Below are 16,832 nucleotides of genomic sequence, written 5' to 3' on the forward strand. Positions count from 1 at the left end.
TATCTTACAAAATAAAAGATCCGGAGAATTTTCTCCGGATTTTGTTTTTTATGATGGCAAGGTGTATCAACTTTACTCCCATTAAAGATTGTTTTCAATGGCGCCTATATTTTCTCGGTAAAGTTCAATAGGTTTGTTTAGTAAAACAGCAATGACGGTCATTTGCTTGTCAAACTTTTCCTTAGGAATATCAATGTAAATGATTCCAGGCCGGGAGCTCCAGTAAAGCTTGTTGTAAATCGTGTGTGAGAGGATTGTGCCTTCACCCACAACTCTAATTCTTGCAATCTCACTTTTTATTCCTTTAAGGGCAATAGGGCCTGTAGGAGTTCCTTCTACAAAAAGATAGAGGGTCTGTTTGTCTTTTGATAACGCACTCATTCCGGAATAATGACCATCCGGTAATCCTTTTTCAGTTTCAAAAAGAGATTCCGAATGCTTGCTTATCCATTGCAGGGCTTCCTGGTTGGTATTAGGTGTTTTCTTGATTGTCATAGTAAGACCATCACTGGTAAGACCTGAAGAAGCTGGCAGATTATGACCGTTATATAACGCATTGGCTATATTGTAAACCGCTTCCTGTGTATTTTTATTATCCAGAATTTCATTGAGAGAACGCTCTTTCTCCTTGAAATCCTTCAAAAATACAGGTGGAGTTTCGAAAGTTAGTTCTACAACGGTGACATCTTGGTCAAATTTTACATTGGAAAAATTCAATGTCAGTGTTTTTTCAGTATTGTAATCTGTTTTGATGACAGCCGAAGGATCTCCTATTATTTTTGCTGAAAGAGGCTTTGTTCCCAATCCATAGATCTTTGTGAAGTTTTTGGCTTCCTCCAGATAAAGAAATAAGGACTTTTTTGTGCTGGATAAAGAAGATTTTCCTTTATAATTTTCAAAAGGAATTCCACGGGTTGTTTCATAAATGGCCTGCTGGTTTTTGGAGGTCCAGCGGCCAAGATTTTTCAGAATTTCAATCTGTTCTTCGGGAATCGTACCATCTGATTTGGGTCCGATATCAAGCAGAAGATTTCCTCCCATACTGATCACGTCTGCCAGAGTTCTTACGATCATATTGGGTGTTTTATAGCTTTTATCATAAGGCTGATAACCCCAGGAATCATTCATGGTATAGCAAAGTTCCCAATATGGATTTTGTGGTGGAACTACCGGAATTCCCTGTTCAGGAGTATCATAATCTCCATGATTATTAAGCCTTGAATTGATGATGATATCAGAATTGTATTTCTTAAGCAGATCCAGCGTCTGAGAAGCTTTCCATTCTTCAGAAGTATGTTCCCAGTCTCCATCGAACCAGAGGAGGTCAGGCGAGTATTGAGAAGAAAGTTCATTAAGCTGGCTTTGATAATAGCTGATGAAATTCTGCCATCTTTTCGGGTCGTCTTTTATTTCGTACCGTTTTTTTGTCCGGGTGTTAATGTCATAATAAGGATGGCTCCAATCTGGTAAAGAGAAGTAAAGCCCTGTTTTTAATCCAGATTTTTTCAGAGCGGAAACAAAAGGACTTAAAACATCTTTTTTGGCCAAAGACTGCCCGGGAATAGTAGTTGCATTTTCAGCCTTAGAATTCCATAATGAAACTCCGTCATGATGTTTGGTTGTAATAACAGCATATTTTGCTCCGGATTCCTTAATCAGTTTTGCCCACTGTTCTGGCTGATATTTTGAAGCTGAAAAACCATTCAGCTGTTTCATGTAATTTTCGTGATTGATATAATTGTTGAAAAATGACCACGATTCGGAAATTCCATTCACAGAGTAGATTCCCCAATGAATAAAAATACCCAGTTTGGCATTTTTAAACCATTCCATTTTCCTGCTGTTGTCAACTGTCTGAACCTGTGCATTGGTATGGTAAGCAGACAATACCAATCCGAGGAAAACAGCTTTAATCAGACTGCTTTTCATATATAGTTTTATTTTACCACTAAATATAAATAAAGTAAACAGTATTGCAATAATTTCTTGATATTTACTCATAATAATTATCAAAGCGTTTCCTTTATTATTGTATTTTTATGATTTAAACCAAAATCCAAACAAAAAACCATCTTCAGGTAATTTAAACTTAAAATAAAAGATTGAATCTATTGAATTAGATAAATGGAACGTTTATTGTAAATTTTATTTGAAAAAAGCGATTATGAAAATCCCAGTAGTATTAATGGCAAGTTTATTGGCGGTAGGAGTCTCTGCACAGAGTACTAAACCTGAAGCTAAAACTAAAAAGCCTGTAAAAAAAGTAAAGAGAGCAACAACACCCGATACCGTTGAAAAGAAAAAACCGGGAACTCCTAAGCCAATCGTAAAAAAGGATACGCTTGTACTTCGTGGCCATGGCTGTCCGGCGTGTGGAATGGGATAAAAGATGAATAAACCACTGTTAGGAATATCAATGATGGCAGAAGCTGATTTTGTTTCTGCTGTCTTGCCATTGCTGCAGAACAACGCTATTGATGTTCTGGAATGGTCTTTTGATACCCTTTACCATGCTAATGAACCGGATTGGCTTCGTGATTTGCTGAACTTTTATGCGGAAAATAACCGTTTGATAGGACATGGTGTTTATTATTCCCTGTTTGATGCAAGATGGACAGAAAGACAGGAAGATTGGCTGCAGAAGCTAAAAGAAGAAGTCAATCTAAGGAGATACAATCATATCACGGAACATTTTGGTTTCATGAATACTGAAAATTTTCATCAGGGAGTGCCATTACCGGTATCTCTGCATCCCCAAACTTTACAGATAGGAAAAGACAGACTGCACAGGCTTCAGGAGGCTGTGAATATCCCTGTTGGTATAGAAAATCTGGCTTTTTCATTTTCAATTGATGATATTAAAGAGCAAGGAGTGTTTCTTGACCAACTTACGGAAAATACCAATGGCTTTCTGATTCTCGATCTTCATAATATTTACTGCCAATCCTGTAATTTTGAAGTAGAAATGCAGGAAATAATTGATCTGTACCCATTGGATAAGGTAAAAGAGATTCATCTTTCTGGAGGAAGCTGGCAGAAGAGTGTGTATGGGAAAAAGCAGGTCAGGAGAGATACCCATGATGATGTTATTCCTGAAGAGATATTTTCTATTTTGCCCTCTGTTTTAGCAAAGTGTCAAAATCTGGAATATCTTATTATTGAAAGGCTTGGACATACGCTGAAAGCAGAAGATGATAAAGAAAATTTCCTGAATGATTTCAATAAAGTTAAAACGATAATCGAAACTTCAGATTGGGAAGAAAGGGAAAAGAGCAACTGGAGCAAGCGGGAAATACAGCTTCCGGAAAAACCTTTAGAAGATCTGACTTTGTTTGAAGAGCAATCGAGGCTTACCAGGCTTCTTTTTGATGGGGCAGGAGCTGGGGACATCAAAAATCAGGATTTTCATTATTTTAAAACAGAGAATTGGGACCCCGAAATGATTCTTACAGCCCAGAATATCATTAAAAAATGGAATCCATATTAATTCTATCCTGATAACCAAAATCAAAATATATGAAAATGACAACACTAGTATTGATCATTACCGCTGTCCTCACTGCTTTGATAGGAGGACTTTTCTATGCTTATTCATGTTCTGTAGTTCTCGGGTTGGGAAAACTTTCTGATACGGAATATCTGAAAGCTATGCAGAGCATCAACCGGGAAATTCTAAACCCTGTTTTCTTTATAAGTTTTATGGGAACAGCGATTCTCCTTCCGGTATCTGCTTTTTTGTTCCGCGGACATCAGCCTGTTTTTATTTTTCTCCTGTTAGCAGCACTGGCTTACCTGATCGGGGTTTTCGGAGTCACGGTTGCCGGGAATGTTCCGATGAATGACGCTCTTGATACATTTGATATTTCCAGCTCTACAACGGAAGCAGTCAGGCAGATGCGTGATAATTTCGAAAACAGATGGAATTTACTGAACAACATAAGAACTGTTTTCTCCGTTATTTCCATCATTTTTGTAGTCTGTGCCTGTATTTGGGACAGGGAAGTGTAAAAGGACTTGAAATAGGTAGAAATACTTAATGACAGATTCAGTATTTCTACGGATGAATGCATAAGGTTTAATTCAGATCTTTGTATTGTTAGTAAGACAAAACAACGTTTTAACATTTTCAAAATGTTGAAAAAAAATTTATAACCAAGAAGACTTCATTCCAAGCAAGAGAAAAGGCAGCCATTGGCTGCCTTTTGTTTTTATGATAAAGATATTTATTAAATCTTTAGAAGCTCAATAGTTCTCTCAGGGCTTTCTGCCGAGAAAACAGCGTTTCCTGCAACAAGAACATCAGCTCCAGCTTCAAAAAGCTTAGAAGCGTTGTCAAGATTCACACCGCCGTCTATTTCGATAAGCGCTGTAGAGTTGTTGCTTAAGATCAGATCTTTGGTTTCAGCAATCTTTTTGTAAGTATTTTCAATGAATTTCTGTCCTCCAAATCCTGGGTTTACACTCATTAACAATACCAGATCTACATCTGCAATGATATCTTCAAGCATTAATACCGGAGTAGATGGGTTCAAAACAACACCTGCTTTTACTCCTTTACTCTGAATGTGGTGAATGGTTCTGTGAAGATGTGTACATGCTTCATAATGAACTGAAATAAGGTCTGCACCATGATCGATGAATTCATCAACATATTTCTCAGGCTCCACAATCATCAGGTGAACATCTACAAATTTTTTGGCATGCTGCTGAACAGTTTTCATTACCGGAAAGCCAAATGAAATGTTGGGTACAAAACGGCCGTCCATTACATCAATGTGGAACCAGTCGGCCTGAGAATTATTCAGCATTTCAATGTCTCTTTGCAGATTCCCAAAGTCTGCAGATAAAAGGGATGGAGCAATAAGCTTCGTTTTCATTTTTACTTTTTATACTTTTTATTTAGATATAAGATCTCAGATTTTTAAAGAGCAGAAGTATGCAGTCATTTGAGTCTTGTGTCTGATGTCTTATATCTGAAATCTCAATTAATGATATTTCAGTTTCATTTCCGGCTTGATCTTAAGGACTGTTTCATAGATAAGCTTGATGACATTACCTACATCTTCCTTAGATACCATTTCTACCGTAGTGTGCATATAACGCAAAGGTAAGGAAATTAAAGCACTTGGTACCCCGCCGTTGGAATGGGCAAAAGCGTCAGTATCAGTTCCTGTAGCTCTGCTTGCTGCTGCTCTCTGGAAAGGTATTTTTTTTGTTTTTGCTGTGTCAATAATCAATTCTCTGATGGTGTGGTGAACACTTGGAGCAAAGAATACTACCGGACCTGCACCACATTTCTGATCTCCTTCTTTTTTCTTTTCAATCATCGGAGTCGTAGTATCGTGGGTAACATCAGTTACAATGGCAATATTCGGTTTGATGGTATCAGCAATCATATCTGCACCGTATAAACCTACTTCTTCCTGTACAGAATTGGTAATATACAGCCCGAACGGGATCGATTTTTTATTTTCTTTTAAAAGTCTTGCTACTTCTGCAATCATAAAACCTCCGATTCTGTTGTCCAGTGCTCTGCAGACAAAATATCTGTCGTTCATTTCGAAGAATTCGTCCGGGTAAGTAATCATACATCCTACAAAGATTCCCATTTCTTCCACTTCTTTTTTAGAAGTAGCGCCACAGTCTATGAAGATGTTTTCTATTTTAGGAGTAGGCTCATTCTGATTTGTTCTTGTATGAATGGCAGGCCATCCGAATACTCCTTTTACGATTCCGTTTTCTCCATGAATATGCACAACTTTTGAAGGGGCAATCGTTTGATCAGAACCTCCGTTTCTGATTACATAGATTAATCCGTCATCCGTAATATAGTTGACGTACCAGGAGATTTCATCAGCATGTGCTTCTATCACTACTTTAAATTCAGCTTCCGGATTGATGATCCCGTAGCAGGTTCCATAATGGTCTATTTCTATTTTGTCCACATAAGGTCTGATGTAGTCCATCCAGACTTCTTGACCTTTATGTTCATAACCTGTTGGAGATGAAGTGTTTAAATATTTTTCTAAAAATTTCAAAGATTTCTTTTCAAATTTCATAAAAAGGAATGATTTTTGCGTTTAATTTTTGTTCTTATAAGTGTAAAAATAATGAATTTTAGTAAGATTGTCTGCCTTTTTATTTTCTTTTTTGGAGTCAGTGTTTTTGGCCAAAAGGATGGTGTAGTGGCAAAACCACTCAATCAATATCCAGCTGAATCCTTGAAAACGGATGAATTTGGTAATAAATATTATTATGACGAACAGCAAAAAGTCAAGATTTATGAAATCAATGGCGAGCCTGTAGTTGTATTAGACGAGTTGATTTTGGTTAATAAACCGAGATTTAATAATCAACTGGATAAAAACTATTATTATTTTCTGAATAAAAAGCTGTACAGAGTATATCCACTATTTGTTACTGCATTACAGCAGTACAGAGATATCCAAAAGGATATGAATGATATGGACAGTAAGGCTAAAAGAAAATTTGTAAGAGAAAGACAGAATATGCTGGCAGATCAGTATGAAAAACAACTGAGAGATCTTACTACTACCGAGGGGCAGGTTTTTGCAAAGCTGATGAACAGGGCTACCGGAAAAAATGTATTTGAAATCATCAAAGAACTGAGAGGCGGATGGAGTGCTTTCTGGTGGAATGTAAAAGGTAAAATGGCTGATATTGATCTTAAAGAACAATATGATCCACACAAAAACAGAACTGATGAATTTGTAGAGTCATTGCTTCAGTCCAATTGGAACTCAGGGTATCTGCAGCCTTATCCGGGAGCAAGCGATTTTAAAGTTAAGAAATAATATAAATTCCTGTAAGAATACTTACAGGAATTTTTCTTTTAATTTATCAAATACAATCTTATCTATCGGAAGAGGAAAAGGATTGTCTGGTCTGTCTATATCAATCCATTCTGTTTTTTCAATGCAGGGATCCATAATAATGAAATCTTCCTCATTCACTATATCTACTATATAATAGATGGTGAGAAGCTGCTCATTTTCTTTGAAACGGGAAACCAGAAAGTTTTCCTGAGTGTAAAAATGTTCCAGGATATTGATCTGTACATTCAGCTCTTCATCAAATTCACGATGCAGGCACTCCAATACTCCTTCACCATATTCTAATCCGCCACCCGGAAATTTCATTAAAGGTTCGCCGGCATATTCTTCAAATAAGGTCAGTACCTGTTTATCTTTTACCGCACACGCATACACTCTAATGTTGATCTTATCTATCATATATATAATGTATAATATTTGTATAGCTAATGTAAGGAATTTTGGGCAAAATAGCGAAAAAGCAAGTTGTAAATTAGCCGTTATATAATTTGTTTCTTTACTTTTTTAATGATGACCTTATTATAATCTTACAGCTTAACAGCGTTGATCATCTCTCTCTTTCCCGGAGGTCCTTGTTTTTTTTCTACGTGGAAGTTCAGTTCTTGAAGAATTCTTCTTACACTGCCTTTAGAAGAATAGGTGGTTAATAATCCGTTAATGGCCATTTTGTCAGAAACCAGTTCAAATAGTGGTTTTTCCCAAAGATCAGGCTGTACTCTGGCGCCGAAACAATCAAAATAAACAAGATTGATTTTGGGCAAATCAATGTCTTTTAGGTCAAAAAAATCACATTCTATCTTTTTTAAGTTGAATCCACTAATGATTTCTACTGACTTTTCCCAATCTGCCAGATGAATTTTCTGATAAATATTTTTAAACTCAGGGTTGTCAAAATGTTCAAAATAAGCTAAATCCTTAACTTCGGATTCATTTATGGGATATTTTTCAAGAGAAAAATAATTAATGACATGATTTTTGTCAGTTTTTAAATATTCATTAATTGTTACTAAAACATTCAAACCTGTTCCAAAACCGAGTTCTAAAATATTAATTTCGCAATCATTTATTAAATTCAATCCATTTTTAATAAACACGTGTTCTGCTTCCTGAAGTGCTCCATGGTGAGAATGGTAGTTTTCATTTAATTCATTGATAAACAATGTTTTACTTCCATCGTTTGTGGTCTTAATCTCTCTTTTCAAGCTATTTTTTTGTCAAATTTACTCTAAAATTTTTATATTTAGAAAATTATGTTAAATTTGTAGAACATCGTAAAAATTTTAAAAAATGATAATTCAAAAAACTGAAAACTCCAGAATTTCTACATTTGACCCTAACAATTTTTCATTTGGTGGTACTTTCATTGATCATATGATTATTTGTGAGTATGAAGATGGAAAATGGGGTGATGTAAAATTAGTTCCTTACGGTCCAATACCATTTACACCTGCTATGATGGGCGTAAACTATGGACAAGCTTGTTTTGAAGGTATGAAAGCCTATAAAGACAAAGACGGGCAGGTTTTACTTTTCAGGCCTGAAAAGAATTTTGAACGTATCAATAAGTCAGCAAAACGTTTGGCTATGCCGGAAGTAACTGAAGAAATGTTTTTAGACGGATTAAAAGCATTGGTAGATATCGACAGAGAGTGGATTCCACAGGGGGAGGGAATGTCTCTTTATATCAGACCATTGATTTTTGCTACAGAGGAAGCTTTGAAAGCAAGAGTATCTAATAAATATATGTTTGCAATCGTTGCAACACCAGCGAAGAGCTATTATTCTGAGCCGGTATCTGTAAAAATCTCAGATCACTATTCAAGAGCGGCAAACGGAGGAGTAGGTTCTGCAAAAGCTGCGGGTAACTATGCGGCTTCTTTCTATCCTACGCAATTGGCGATCGAAGAAGGATATGAGCAAATCATCTGGACGGATGATGCTACTCACGAATATTTCGAAGAGAGTGGTACAATGAACGTATTTGTAAGAATCAACGATACAATTTATACACCACCAACTTCTGAGAAAATTCTTGATGGAGTTACAAGAGACAGCTTCATTCAGTTAGCTAAGAAAAGAGGAATTGAAGTGAAAATAGAGCCAATTCCTGTGAAAACAGTTATTGAAGCTTTGAAGAATGGTTCTCTTAAAGAAGTATGGGGAGTAGGTACAGCAGTGGTAACCACTCAGTTCCAGGCTTTAGGATATGAGGGTGTGAAACTGGAACTTCCAAGATTATCTGATGAAGAAAGCTTTGCTGCTATCCTTAAGAAAGATTTGGTAGACTTGCAAAATAACCTTACTGAAGATCCTTTCGGATGGAGAGTTATAGTAGATCACGCTTTGGAAACAGTTTAATGTTTTTAAATAAACTATATAAAAGTCGGGTTTTTCCCGGCTTTTTTTGTATTTATGTATTCGTATAAAATATATGAATTACTTTTAATGACGGAATTCAGCCAGCTGTCCGGTTTTATGAGTAGATTGATAGATTTCTACATTCACATATTTCTGTGTCAAGTTTTGTAATTGATTCGCGAAATGTGTATTTTCGCAAAAGTTTATGAAAAAAATACTCTTCATATCAGCCATTAGCCTGTTGAGTTGCAACAGAAATACACAGACGGCCCATCCTCCGATAGGCGGTGTTTTAAGCCAAAAAGACCTGGATGTTTCTAAAAACAGGATGAAAAATCTGAATACCATAGAAAGAGGCCAGATTCAGGATTGGATCAATGGCCAGTCTGTGAAGTTTTATCCTACGCAGCTTAATTACTGGGTAACGGCGGAAGGTTATGATCAGAGAGAAAGAAGGAAAGATGAAACTTTGATTTCTTATTCTTATGATCTGTATGATTTTGACCAGACTAAAATTTATGACCAGTCTTTTGAAAGAAGAGATGCCAGATTCGGGCACTTTGATGAACTGAGGGCAGTGGAGAACGCTTTGCGTTTTATACATGATGGAGAGGAAGTAACGCTTTTGGTGCCATCTTCTTTGGCTTACGGAACTTTCGGAGACGAAAAGAAAATAGATAACGACATTCCATTAATCATAAAATTAAAAGCTCTATAATACATGAAATTGTTTAACAAGAATATAATTCTGGCAGCGGCAAGTATCTCGCTGATGAGTTGTACCCCAATTTATAAAAAAATGAACGTAGACAAAGAAACTTACGAAGGTCTTAATGACGGGCTTTATGCCAATCTTCAAACCACAAAAGGTAATTTGATTGTGAAGCTTGAAGACAAGAAAGCACCAGTAACTGTAGCCAACTTTATTGGTCTTGCAGAAGGGAAAATCGACAACAAAGCTAAGGCTAAAGGAGTTCCTTATTATGACGGAACTATTTTCCACAGAGTAATCAAAGATTTCATGATCCAAGGAGGTGATCCTAAAGGAACGGGAGCAGGTGATCCTGGATATAAATTCGAGGACGAAAGAAATGACCTTAAACATACAGGAAAAGGTATTCTTTCTATGGCAAACTCAGGGCCTAATACAAACGGTTCTCAGTTCTTCATCACTGAAGTTGCTACACCTTGGTTAGATGGAAAACACACGATCTTCGGAAAAGTGGTAAAAGGAAATGACGTAATTGATGCTATTGCTAACGTTGAAAAAGGAGCTCAGGATAAGCCTAAAACAGATATCGTTTTAGAAAAAGTTTCTGTTTTTGGTAAAGGTGATGAGTATAAGCACTACGATGCAGCTAAAACTTTCAACGAAGGAAAAGCGAAGATCGCAGAAAACAATAAGGCTTTTTTAGCTAAAGAAGAAGCTGAAAAGAAGAAAAAAGAAGAAGAATTCAAAGCTAACCAGGAGAAATTAGTTGAAAACTTAAAAGCTGGTATGCAAAAAACGGAATCAGGTCTTTACTATAAAATCACAAAAACAGCTGACGGTAAAGCTCCAAAAGCTGGTGATAATGTATCTGTACACTATGCAGGTAAATTGGTAGATGGAACTGAGTTCGATTCTTCATTCAAGAGAAATGAGCCGATCGAAATTCCAATTGGAATGGGAAGAGTAATCAAAGGATGGGATGAAGGTATCCTATTGTTGAAAGAAGGTGAAGCTGCTACATTATTGATCCCGCCCGCAATGGCTTACGGAGAAAGAGGAGCAGGAGGAGTGATCCCACCAAACTCTTGGTTAGTTTTCGATGTTGAGCTTGTAAAAGTAAAATAATTGAATCTTTTTAAGATATGAAAACCGTTCCGAAAGGGACGGTTTTTTTTGTTTGTATAAATACCGTAGAAATACGGATTTCGGCAAATATCAATTACCTCTATCTTTACCCAACACTTATAAGAAACAAAATAAAATATGTTTGATCTGAATTACGACCTCATAAAAAAAGAAATTGAGTCAGAAGTGTGTGAAGAACACAGTCTGCATCCGGAATTGATTAAAACAGATGAAGGCTTCGGAATAAAAGCCTGTTGTGAACCTTTCAGAGAAAAGATGGTTGAGAAATCCGGAAATATGATTGAAGAAGAAACCAAAAAGATCCTCGAAGAAATGATGAAGGGGCTGTTTAAAGAATAAGTTTTTACGATGTTAAGATAACTTTGTTATCACGAGCTGCTCCGGAGGGGGTGGCTTTTTTTATATTCTCCATTATAATAATATGGAAATAAGATAAAAAACCGCCCCAAACAGGACGGTTTTTTCAGTAAAAATTAATTGAAAGTTATATGTTCTGTTATCTTTTCTTCATACTTGTTCCGGTTAGGGAACTGATGAATACAAGGCCAAAGCCAATATAAGCGGCAAATGCCGTCAGATATATAATTAAGCTGTTTAAGCTTGGTTTTAAGGCGTATACCAATACAGAAAAGGCAGCAAAACTTAATACGAGCAATAAGCTCCAGATGTTCATTTTTGCAGCATCTTCATTTCTCTTAAAAATCATTTCAAAAAAGTCTCTCATCATTACTTACATTTTAAGGGTTATACATTAATTAATAGGATAAAGGCGCGCTCATCACGGTAAAAAGAATAAATTCCTTTACAGGGCTAAGGTTCACGATGACTTTGCCATTTATTTATATCGTAATACCGGGCTAAAAGTCCGGGATATTTTTGTTTTTTTTGAATCAATAAATGATTCTTGGTTATTGATGATACCAGTGAGATACGGGGTGCAAAATTGCTGTGAAAAATCAACGGGGGTTAATTAATCACGAACCCGTATCTGGTACGGCATCGTAGAAAAAAAAGGATTCATATACTAGATATGAATTTGAATCAGTGGAAAAACTGAAAATCCACAGAAAACCTTTTTTCTCATCCTTAGTGTTTTTTTAATTTTTTCTCAATATCTTACATGCCAATATCATGCCAAAATAAAAGTTTCGCGATTAACACTTTGTTTCACGGGATTGATAAAGCTCCTGATGAAGCGTGTTTTTATCTGTTATTTCCTTAAACAAAGAAAAATTTTCTGTTTTTAAGGTTGAGTTGTTTGAAACAAAGAAAATATTACGGTACAATTATTTTTTATATTTAAAATATTTTAGAATTGCTTAGAAAATGAACCGGGAAAGTTTAAAAGACAGCATCAATAATCTTAAAACACAAATACCACGAATGGCTTTGCACAAATTTCACAGATTAGATTGTAGGTGAAAATTTATTTATCAAAAAATGCAATCATCTGTGCCAATTCTGTAGATCAGTGGTTATAAAATAAAGATAATTTTTGGCTGAAGCCAACGGAAGATACTTGTAAAGTTAAGCAGGCTAAAGCCTGTTCCTATTGAAATAGTAAAAAGTCTATAAAAAACAAAAACCGCCTCTAAAGACGGTTTCATATTTATTACCAGTTTTTATCAATCATGTAGATCATCTGTGTTAAAGCCGTAGCGCCTAATAAAAGCTCTCTTCGGTTCACCTTTTCAAACGTATCTTCTTCTGTATGGTGAATATCAAAATAGCGTTGAGAATCCGGCATCAATTCAGCGGCAGGAATTCCCATGTCATGAAGCGGGTAGAGGTCTGTTCCGGAAAACCGCTCTTCAAAATTATACACTCCGTAAGGAAGGAATAGGTTTGACCAGCCTTTGATCTGATTTCTTTTGGCATCATCCATATCCAGGGCAATTCCTCTCGGTGCAAAACCTCCGGCATCTGTTTCTATTGCAAAAAGATGTTTTTCATTCTTTTCTTTTACTGTTTTACCATATTGAATTCCGCCTTTTACTCCGTTTTCTTCATTGGCAAAGCAGACTACTCTGATGGTGTGGTTATTTTGTATTCCTAATTTTTTAAAAGTTCTCAAAACTTCAATACTTTGAACAATCCCAGCACCATCGTCATGAGCACCTTCACCTACATCCCAGGAATCAAGGTGTCCGCCGACAACAATAACGCTCTGGTCTTTTTTACCAGTGATTTCCCCGATGACAGAATGGGAAAGTTTTTCGCCTTTCATTCCACAGTTAGAGTTAAGTTTAGCCATGATTTTCTGATTTTTAAGTAAAGCTTCCAGTTCATCTGCGGTAGTACTTCCGATGGCTACGGCTGGTATTTTGGAGACTTTGTCTTCGTAGCGCATGGCTCCCGTGTGAGGGACATCATCAAAAGCAGAAGACAGAGATCTTACGATAGCAAATTTACCTCCTTTTTTAGCGGTTAAAGAAGCAGCTGTCGTTCTGTATTTTGCAGCATCCCCATAGGCTTTGAAAGTCTCGACAAATGACTGGCTGAAAGCATAGTTGAAGAATACAATCTTATCTTTCACCTTTTCAGCTGGAAGTTTGTCATATTCTTCCATAGATTTTACCATGATAATTTCTCCCGAAATATCTTTTCCTCCGGTTCCTTCAGAATTTCCAAGGGAAAGCATTTTCAGGCTTTTCCATTTTCCGTTAGATGCCTGAATGTGCAGAGATTCTTTTCCTCTTTCCCATACCGGAATCATGACTTCCTGAAGCCATACTTTATCAGCTCCGGCATCACGGAGTTTCTGTGCAGCCCATTGCACTGACTTTTCGTAAGCTTCAGAACCGCTTAAACGATGTCCAATGTTTTTTGTAAGCTCTCTCAGCTCTGTATATCCTTTTCCGTTGTTCAGGATTTCTGTGGAGATTTTTCTGAACTGGATAGAATCATCTTTAGACTGGCCAAAAGTGACCATTCCGAAAAGTAATAGTGAAGTTCCTAATATCTTTTTCATTGTTACCAATTTTTATCAATCATATAAATAAGTTGTGTCATTACCGTAGAACCAAGTAATAATTCTCTGCGGTTGACCTTTTCAAAAGTATCTTCTGCTGTATGGTGAATGTCAAAATAACGCTGCGGATCAGGAACCAGTTCAGCAGTGGGAACTCCCATTTCATGAAGCGGAGCAATATCTGATCCGGAATATTTACCTTCAAAATTGTAAACTCCATAAGGTAAAAATAGGTTGACCCAGCTTTTGATCTGGTTTCTTTGAGGATCATCCATTTCCAGGGAAATTCCCCGTGGTGAAAAACCTCCGGCATCCGTTTCTATAGCAAAAAGATGTTTTTCATTGTTTTCTTTGGCAATTTTGCCATATTGTTTTCCGCCTTTTGTTCCGTTTTCTTCGTTGGCAAAGCACACAGCGCGGATGGTATGGTTGTTTTGTATTCCTAATTTTTTAAAAGTTCTCAGTACCTCAATACTTTGTACAATTCCGGCTCCGTCATCATGAGCACCTTCGCCTACATCCCAGGAATCAAGGTGTCCGCCGACAACAATAACGCTCTGGTCTTTTTTGCCTGTGATTTCCCCGATTACAGAATGGGAAAGCTTTTCGCCTTTCATTCCACAGTTGGAATTAAGTTTGGCAGTTACTTTCTTATTTTTCAACAGTATTTCCAGTTCATCAGCAGAAGTATTTCCGATGGTAACGGCGGGTATTTTTGAAATGTTTTCATCATAGCGCATATTGCCTGTGTGAGGAACATCGTCAAAAGCGGAAGAAAGTGACCGGATGATGGCAAATTTACCTCCTTTTTTAGCCGTTAATGAAGCGGTAGTTCGTCTGTAAGCACTTGCATCGCGGTAAGAAATGAAGGTTTGTACATTCCCTTGATTAAAAGGATAGTTGAAAAATACAATCTTATCTTTTACCTTTTCTGCAGGAAGTTGATCATATTCTTCAAGTGATTTTACCATAATAATATCACCTGATATGTCTTTCCCGTTTGTGCCTTCAGAATTTCCGAGGGAAAGCATTTTAATATTTTTCCATTTTCCGTTAGCGGTTTGTATGTGCAGAGATTCTTTTCCTCTTACCCAGACAGGGATCATGACTTCCTGAAGCCATACTTTATCAGCTCCGGCATCACGGAGTTTCTGTGCAGCCCATTGTACTGATTTCTCATACGCTTCGGAACCGCTTAAACGGTTGCCTATCGTTTTGGTAAGTTCTCTCAGTTCATTGTATCCTTTGCCGTTGTTCAGGATTTCTGTTGAAATTTTTTTGAATTGGATAGAATCTTCTTTAGTCTGACCAAAAACAGTCATTCCAAAAAGCAATAATGAAGTGCCTATTATCTTTTTCATATTACCAGTTTTTATCAACCATGAAAATCATCTGTGTGATGGCAACCGCCCCGAGAAGAAGCTCCCTTTTATTCACTTTATCAAAAGTATCCTGCTCGGAATGGTGATAATCGAAATACCTTTGGGTGTCTACTACAAGCTCTGCTAGTGGAATATCAAGTTTTTTCAAAGGTGAAATGTCCTGAATTGCCTCAGTTTGGTCGAAATCATAAACGCCATAAGGAAGAAAATATTCTTTCCATGGATAAATCAACCTTCTTCTTTGAGGTGACATATCCAGAGAAAATCCTCTTGGAGAATACCCTCCGGCATCTGTTCCTAAGGCAAAAACATGTTTTTCATCCCTCTTTTTTACAAAAGCAGCATACATTTCGCGGCCCTGGCCTCCGTTTTCACTGTTGGCGTATAAAACTACCCGGATGGTGTGATTATTTTCATATCCCAATGCTTTCAATGTTCTTAAAACTTCGATACACTGAACAACGCCTGTTCCATCATCAATGGCGCCTTCGCCAAAATCCCATGAATCAAGCTGGGCACCTAAAACAATTACTTTAGAATCTTTTTTGCCTTGAATTTCAGCAATAATATTTGGATTTGTAGTGTCTCCTTTTGATTCAGCAGTCATGTTGATTTTAGCAGTAACTTTTTGCTTTTTCAATATTTTTTCCAACTCATCTGCAGATCTTACTCCAATGGATAAAGCCGGAATTTTAATTTTATCATCCGGTTCGTAGTAAATCATTTTGGCGTGGGGAGTATCGTCATTTGCCGTTGTCAGTGATCTTATAATTAATGCTTTTGCGCCTGTTTTAGCGATGATAGAAGCGGAAATTAATTTTGATTTTGCAGTCTGTAAATAGGAGTCACTTGTATTGATAATTTTCGGGTCCATAGGAACATTTACGAAAACTATTTTGTCTTTTAGCTGACCTATTGACATGGCATTAAGCTCTGAAGTGGAATTAATTAAGACGATTTCACCTGTAAGGTCTTTTCCGCCCGTTCCTTCAGAGTTTCCAAAAGAAAGCATTCTGATATTTTTCCAATCTCCATTTCCGGCTTTTATCTGTAAAGATTCTTTTCCTCTGATCCAGACAGGAGCTTTGGCTTCTTGTCTCCAGATCATATCAATACCAATTTCCTTGAACTTCTTTTCGGCCCATTCTACGGCTTTTGTATAACCGGGAGTTGCGCTGAAACGCGATCCAATTCCTTTCGTAAGTTCTCCAAGATTATCATAAGCCTTACCATTGGTCATGATTTCATCTGAAATTTTTCTGAACTCCTCATGATAGTTGAGTTTGGCAAGAGTTGTTTTTTTTGCCGGATTTTTGAGTGGCTTTTTTTGAGAAAATAAAAATCCACTCAAAAAGAGTGGAAGTATAATGAATATTTTTTTCATTTTTTATTTACCTTTCTTTTTCCTT

General features: G+C 36.7%; 17 protein-coding genes. 8 read left to right on the plus strand and 9 right to left on the minus strand.

Translation table 11 applies throughout. From position 1 onward, the window contains the following. Positions 1-81: 81 nt before the first annotated feature. Entirely contained in the window at positions 82-1,929 is a 1,848-nt protein-coding gene (locus tag AC57AW_RS11930; RefSeq protein WP_496352053.1) for an alpha-L-fucosidase, read from the minus strand. Positions 1,930-2,164: 235 nt separating this feature from the next. Here AC57AW_RS11930 and chrA point away from each other — a divergent pair, with 235 nt between their 5' ends. The 3 genes from chrA to chrI are packed head-to-tail and all read left to right on the plus strand — an operon-like array spanning position 2,165 to position 4,008. Continuing rightward, positions 2,165-2,386 (plus strand): MNIO class RiPP chryseobasin precursor ChrA, encoded by a 222-nt coding sequence (chrA, locus tag AC57AW_RS11935; RefSeq protein ID WP_047422663.1) that lies wholly within the window; start codon positions 2,165-2,167, stop codon positions 2,384-2,386. 3 nt (positions 2,387-2,389) lie between these two features. Beyond that, positions 2,390-3,487: an MNIO family chryseobactin maturase gene (chrH, locus tag AC57AW_RS11940; RefSeq protein WP_496352054.1), complete on the plus strand. Its 1,098-nt coding sequence runs from the start codon at positions 2,390-2,392 to the stop codon at positions 3,485-3,487. 35 nt (positions 3,488-3,522) lie between these two features. Then, entirely contained in the window at positions 3,523-4,008 is a 486-nt protein-coding gene (gene chrI, locus AC57AW_RS11945; RefSeq protein ID WP_496352055.1) for a chryseobasin maturation helper ChrI, read from the plus strand. Between the two features lie 218 nt (positions 4,009-4,226). On the opposite strand, the gene rpe is transcribed toward chrI, so the two are convergent. Together rpe and chrP are read right to left on the minus strand one after the other, a co-directional pair. Beyond that, complete coding sequence (gene rpe, locus AC57AW_RS11950) at positions 4,227-4,877, minus strand: ribulose-phosphate 3-epimerase (protein WP_318846185.1); 651 nt, start codon at positions 4,875-4,877, stop codon at positions 4,227-4,229. 108 nt (positions 4,878-4,985) lie between these two features. Continuing rightward, positions 4,986-6,059 carry a chryseobasin maturation metalloprotease ChrP gene (gene chrP / locus AC57AW_RS11955; protein WP_496352056.1) on the minus strand — a complete coding sequence of 358 codons (1,074 nt, stop codon included), beginning with the start codon at positions 6,057-6,059 and terminating at the stop codon, positions 4,986-4,988. A 51-nt stretch (positions 6,060-6,110) separates the two neighbouring features. Between chrP and AC57AW_RS11960 the strand changes: the two genes are divergently transcribed. Next, on the plus strand, positions 6,111-6,815 hold the full coding sequence (locus tag AC57AW_RS11960; protein WP_318846184.1) for a DUF4294 domain-containing protein: 705 nt from the start codon (positions 6,111-6,113) through the stop codon (positions 6,813-6,815). Between the two features lie 21 nt (positions 6,816-6,836). Here AC57AW_RS11960 and AC57AW_RS11965 read toward each other — a convergent pair whose 3' ends face one another. Both AC57AW_RS11965 and mnmC2 read right to left on the minus strand, forming a co-directional pair. Next, on the minus strand, positions 6,837-7,253 hold the full coding sequence (locus AC57AW_RS11965) for an NUDIX domain-containing protein (RefSeq protein ID WP_318846183.1): 417 nt from the start codon (positions 7,251-7,253) through the stop codon (positions 6,837-6,839). 128 nt (positions 7,254-7,381) lie between these two features. Continuing rightward, a complete protein-coding gene (mnmC2, locus tag AC57AW_RS11970) occupies positions 7,382-8,056 on the minus strand; it encodes a tRNA (5-methylaminomethyl-2-thiouridine)(34)-methyltransferase MnmC2 (protein ID WP_496352057.1) in 675 nt (224 codons plus the stop codon). 85 nt (positions 8,057-8,141) lie between these two features. On the opposite strand from mnmC2, the gene AC57AW_RS11975 reads away from it, so the two are divergent. From AC57AW_RS11975 to AC57AW_RS11990, 4 genes are all read left to right on the plus strand, one after another. Beyond that, positions 8,142-9,212 (plus strand): branched-chain amino acid aminotransferase, encoded by a 1,071-nt coding sequence (locus AC57AW_RS11975; RefSeq protein WP_318846181.1) that lies wholly within the window; start codon positions 8,142-8,144, stop codon positions 9,210-9,212. A 205-nt stretch (positions 9,213-9,417) separates the two neighbouring features. After that, complete coding sequence (locus AC57AW_RS11980; RefSeq protein ID WP_496352058.1) at positions 9,418-9,930, plus strand: FKBP-type peptidyl-prolyl cis-trans isomerase; 513 nt, start codon at positions 9,418-9,420, stop codon at positions 9,928-9,930. A gap of 81 nt (positions 9,931-10,011) precedes the next feature. After that, entirely contained in the window at positions 10,012-11,049 is a 1,038-nt protein-coding gene (locus AC57AW_RS11985; protein WP_318846180.1) for a peptidylprolyl isomerase, read from the plus strand. A gap of 138 nt (positions 11,050-11,187) precedes the next feature. After that, entirely contained in the window at positions 11,188-11,409 is a 222-nt protein-coding gene (locus tag AC57AW_RS11990; RefSeq protein ID WP_496352059.1) for a hypothetical protein, read from the plus strand. 157 nt (positions 11,410-11,566) lie between these two features. On the opposite strand, the gene AC57AW_RS11995 is transcribed toward AC57AW_RS11990, so the two are convergent. The 4 genes from AC57AW_RS11995 to AC57AW_RS12010 form a co-directional block, all read right to left on the minus strand. Beyond that, positions 11,567-11,797 carry a hypothetical protein gene (locus tag AC57AW_RS11995; RefSeq protein WP_496352060.1) on the minus strand — a complete coding sequence of 77 codons (231 nt, stop codon included), beginning with the start codon at positions 11,795-11,797 and terminating at the stop codon, positions 11,567-11,569. An 885-nt stretch (positions 11,798-12,682) separates the two neighbouring features. Continuing rightward, positions 12,683-14,041 (minus strand): M20/M25/M40 family metallo-hydrolase, encoded by a 1,359-nt coding sequence (locus AC57AW_RS12000; RefSeq protein ID WP_496352061.1) that lies wholly within the window; start codon positions 14,039-14,041, stop codon positions 12,683-12,685. 2 nt (positions 14,042-14,043) lie between these two features. Then, on the minus strand, positions 14,044-15,402 hold the full coding sequence (locus tag AC57AW_RS12005; RefSeq protein ID WP_496352062.1) for a M20/M25/M40 family metallo-hydrolase: 1,359 nt from the start codon (positions 15,400-15,402) through the stop codon (positions 14,044-14,046). A 1-nt stretch (position 15,403) separates the two neighbouring features. Beyond that, positions 15,404-16,807: a M28 family peptidase gene (locus AC57AW_RS12010; RefSeq protein ID WP_496352063.1), complete on the minus strand. Its 1,404-nt coding sequence runs from the start codon at positions 16,805-16,807 to the stop codon at positions 15,404-15,406. Positions 16,808-16,832 lie beyond the last annotated feature (25 nt).

The sequence above is a fragment of the Chryseobacterium sp. BGA-UO-ETr-SB22 genome, assembly GCF_059567885.1.

Bases quoted from the DNA above. Each gene is read 5' to 3' on its own strand.
- AC57AW_RS11930 (WP_496352053.1), bottom strand. From the start codon at position 1,929: ATGAAAAGCAGTCTGATTAAAGCTGTTTTCCTCGGATTGGTATTGTCT.
- chrA (WP_047422663.1), top strand. From the start codon at position 2,165: ATGAAAATCCCAGTAGTATTAATGGCAAGTTTATTGGCGGTAGGAGTC.
- chrH (WP_496352054.1), top strand. From the start codon at position 2,390: ATGAATAAACCACTGTTAGGAATATCAATGATGGCAGAAGCTGATTTT.
- chrI (WP_496352055.1), top strand. From the start codon at position 3,523: ATGACAACACTAGTATTGATCATTACCGCTGTCCTCACTGCTTTGATA.
- rpe (WP_318846185.1), bottom strand. From the start codon at position 4,877: ATGAAAACGAAGCTTATTGCTCCATCCCTTTTATCTGCAGACTTTGGG.
- chrP (WP_496352056.1), bottom strand. From the start codon at position 6,059: ATGAAATTTGAAAAGAAATCTTTGAAATTTTTAGAAAAATATTTAAAC.
- AC57AW_RS11960 (WP_318846184.1), top strand. From the start codon at position 6,111: ATGAATTTTAGTAAGATTGTCTGCCTTTTTATTTTCTTTTTTGGAGTC.
- AC57AW_RS11965 (WP_318846183.1), bottom strand. From the start codon at position 7,253: ATGATAGATAAGATCAACATTAGAGTGTATGCGTGTGCGGTAAAAGAT.
- AC57AW_RS11975 (WP_318846181.1), top strand. From the start codon at position 8,142: ATGATAATTCAAAAAACTGAAAACTCCAGAATTTCTACATTTGACCCT.
- AC57AW_RS11980 (WP_496352058.1), top strand. From the start codon at position 9,418: ATGAAAAAAATACTCTTCATATCAGCCATTAGCCTGTTGAGTTGCAAC.
- AC57AW_RS11985 (WP_318846180.1), top strand. From the start codon at position 10,012: ATGAACGTAGACAAAGAAACTTACGAAGGTCTTAATGACGGGCTTTAT.
- AC57AW_RS11990 (WP_496352059.1), top strand. From the start codon at position 11,188: ATGTTTGATCTGAATTACGACCTCATAAAAAAAGAAATTGAGTCAGAA.
- AC57AW_RS11995 (WP_496352060.1), bottom strand. From the start codon at position 11,797: ATGATGAGAGACTTTTTTGAAATGATTTTTAAGAGAAATGAAGATGCT.
- AC57AW_RS12000 (WP_496352061.1), bottom strand. From the start codon at position 14,041: ATGAAAAAGATATTAGGAACTTCACTATTACTTTTCGGAATGGTCACT.
- AC57AW_RS12005 (WP_496352062.1), bottom strand. From the start codon at position 15,402: ATGAAAAAGATAATAGGCACTTCATTATTGCTTTTTGGAATGACTGTT.
- AC57AW_RS12010 (WP_496352063.1), bottom strand. From the start codon at position 16,807: ATGAAAAAAATATTCATTATACTTCCACTCTTTTTGAGTGGATTTTTA.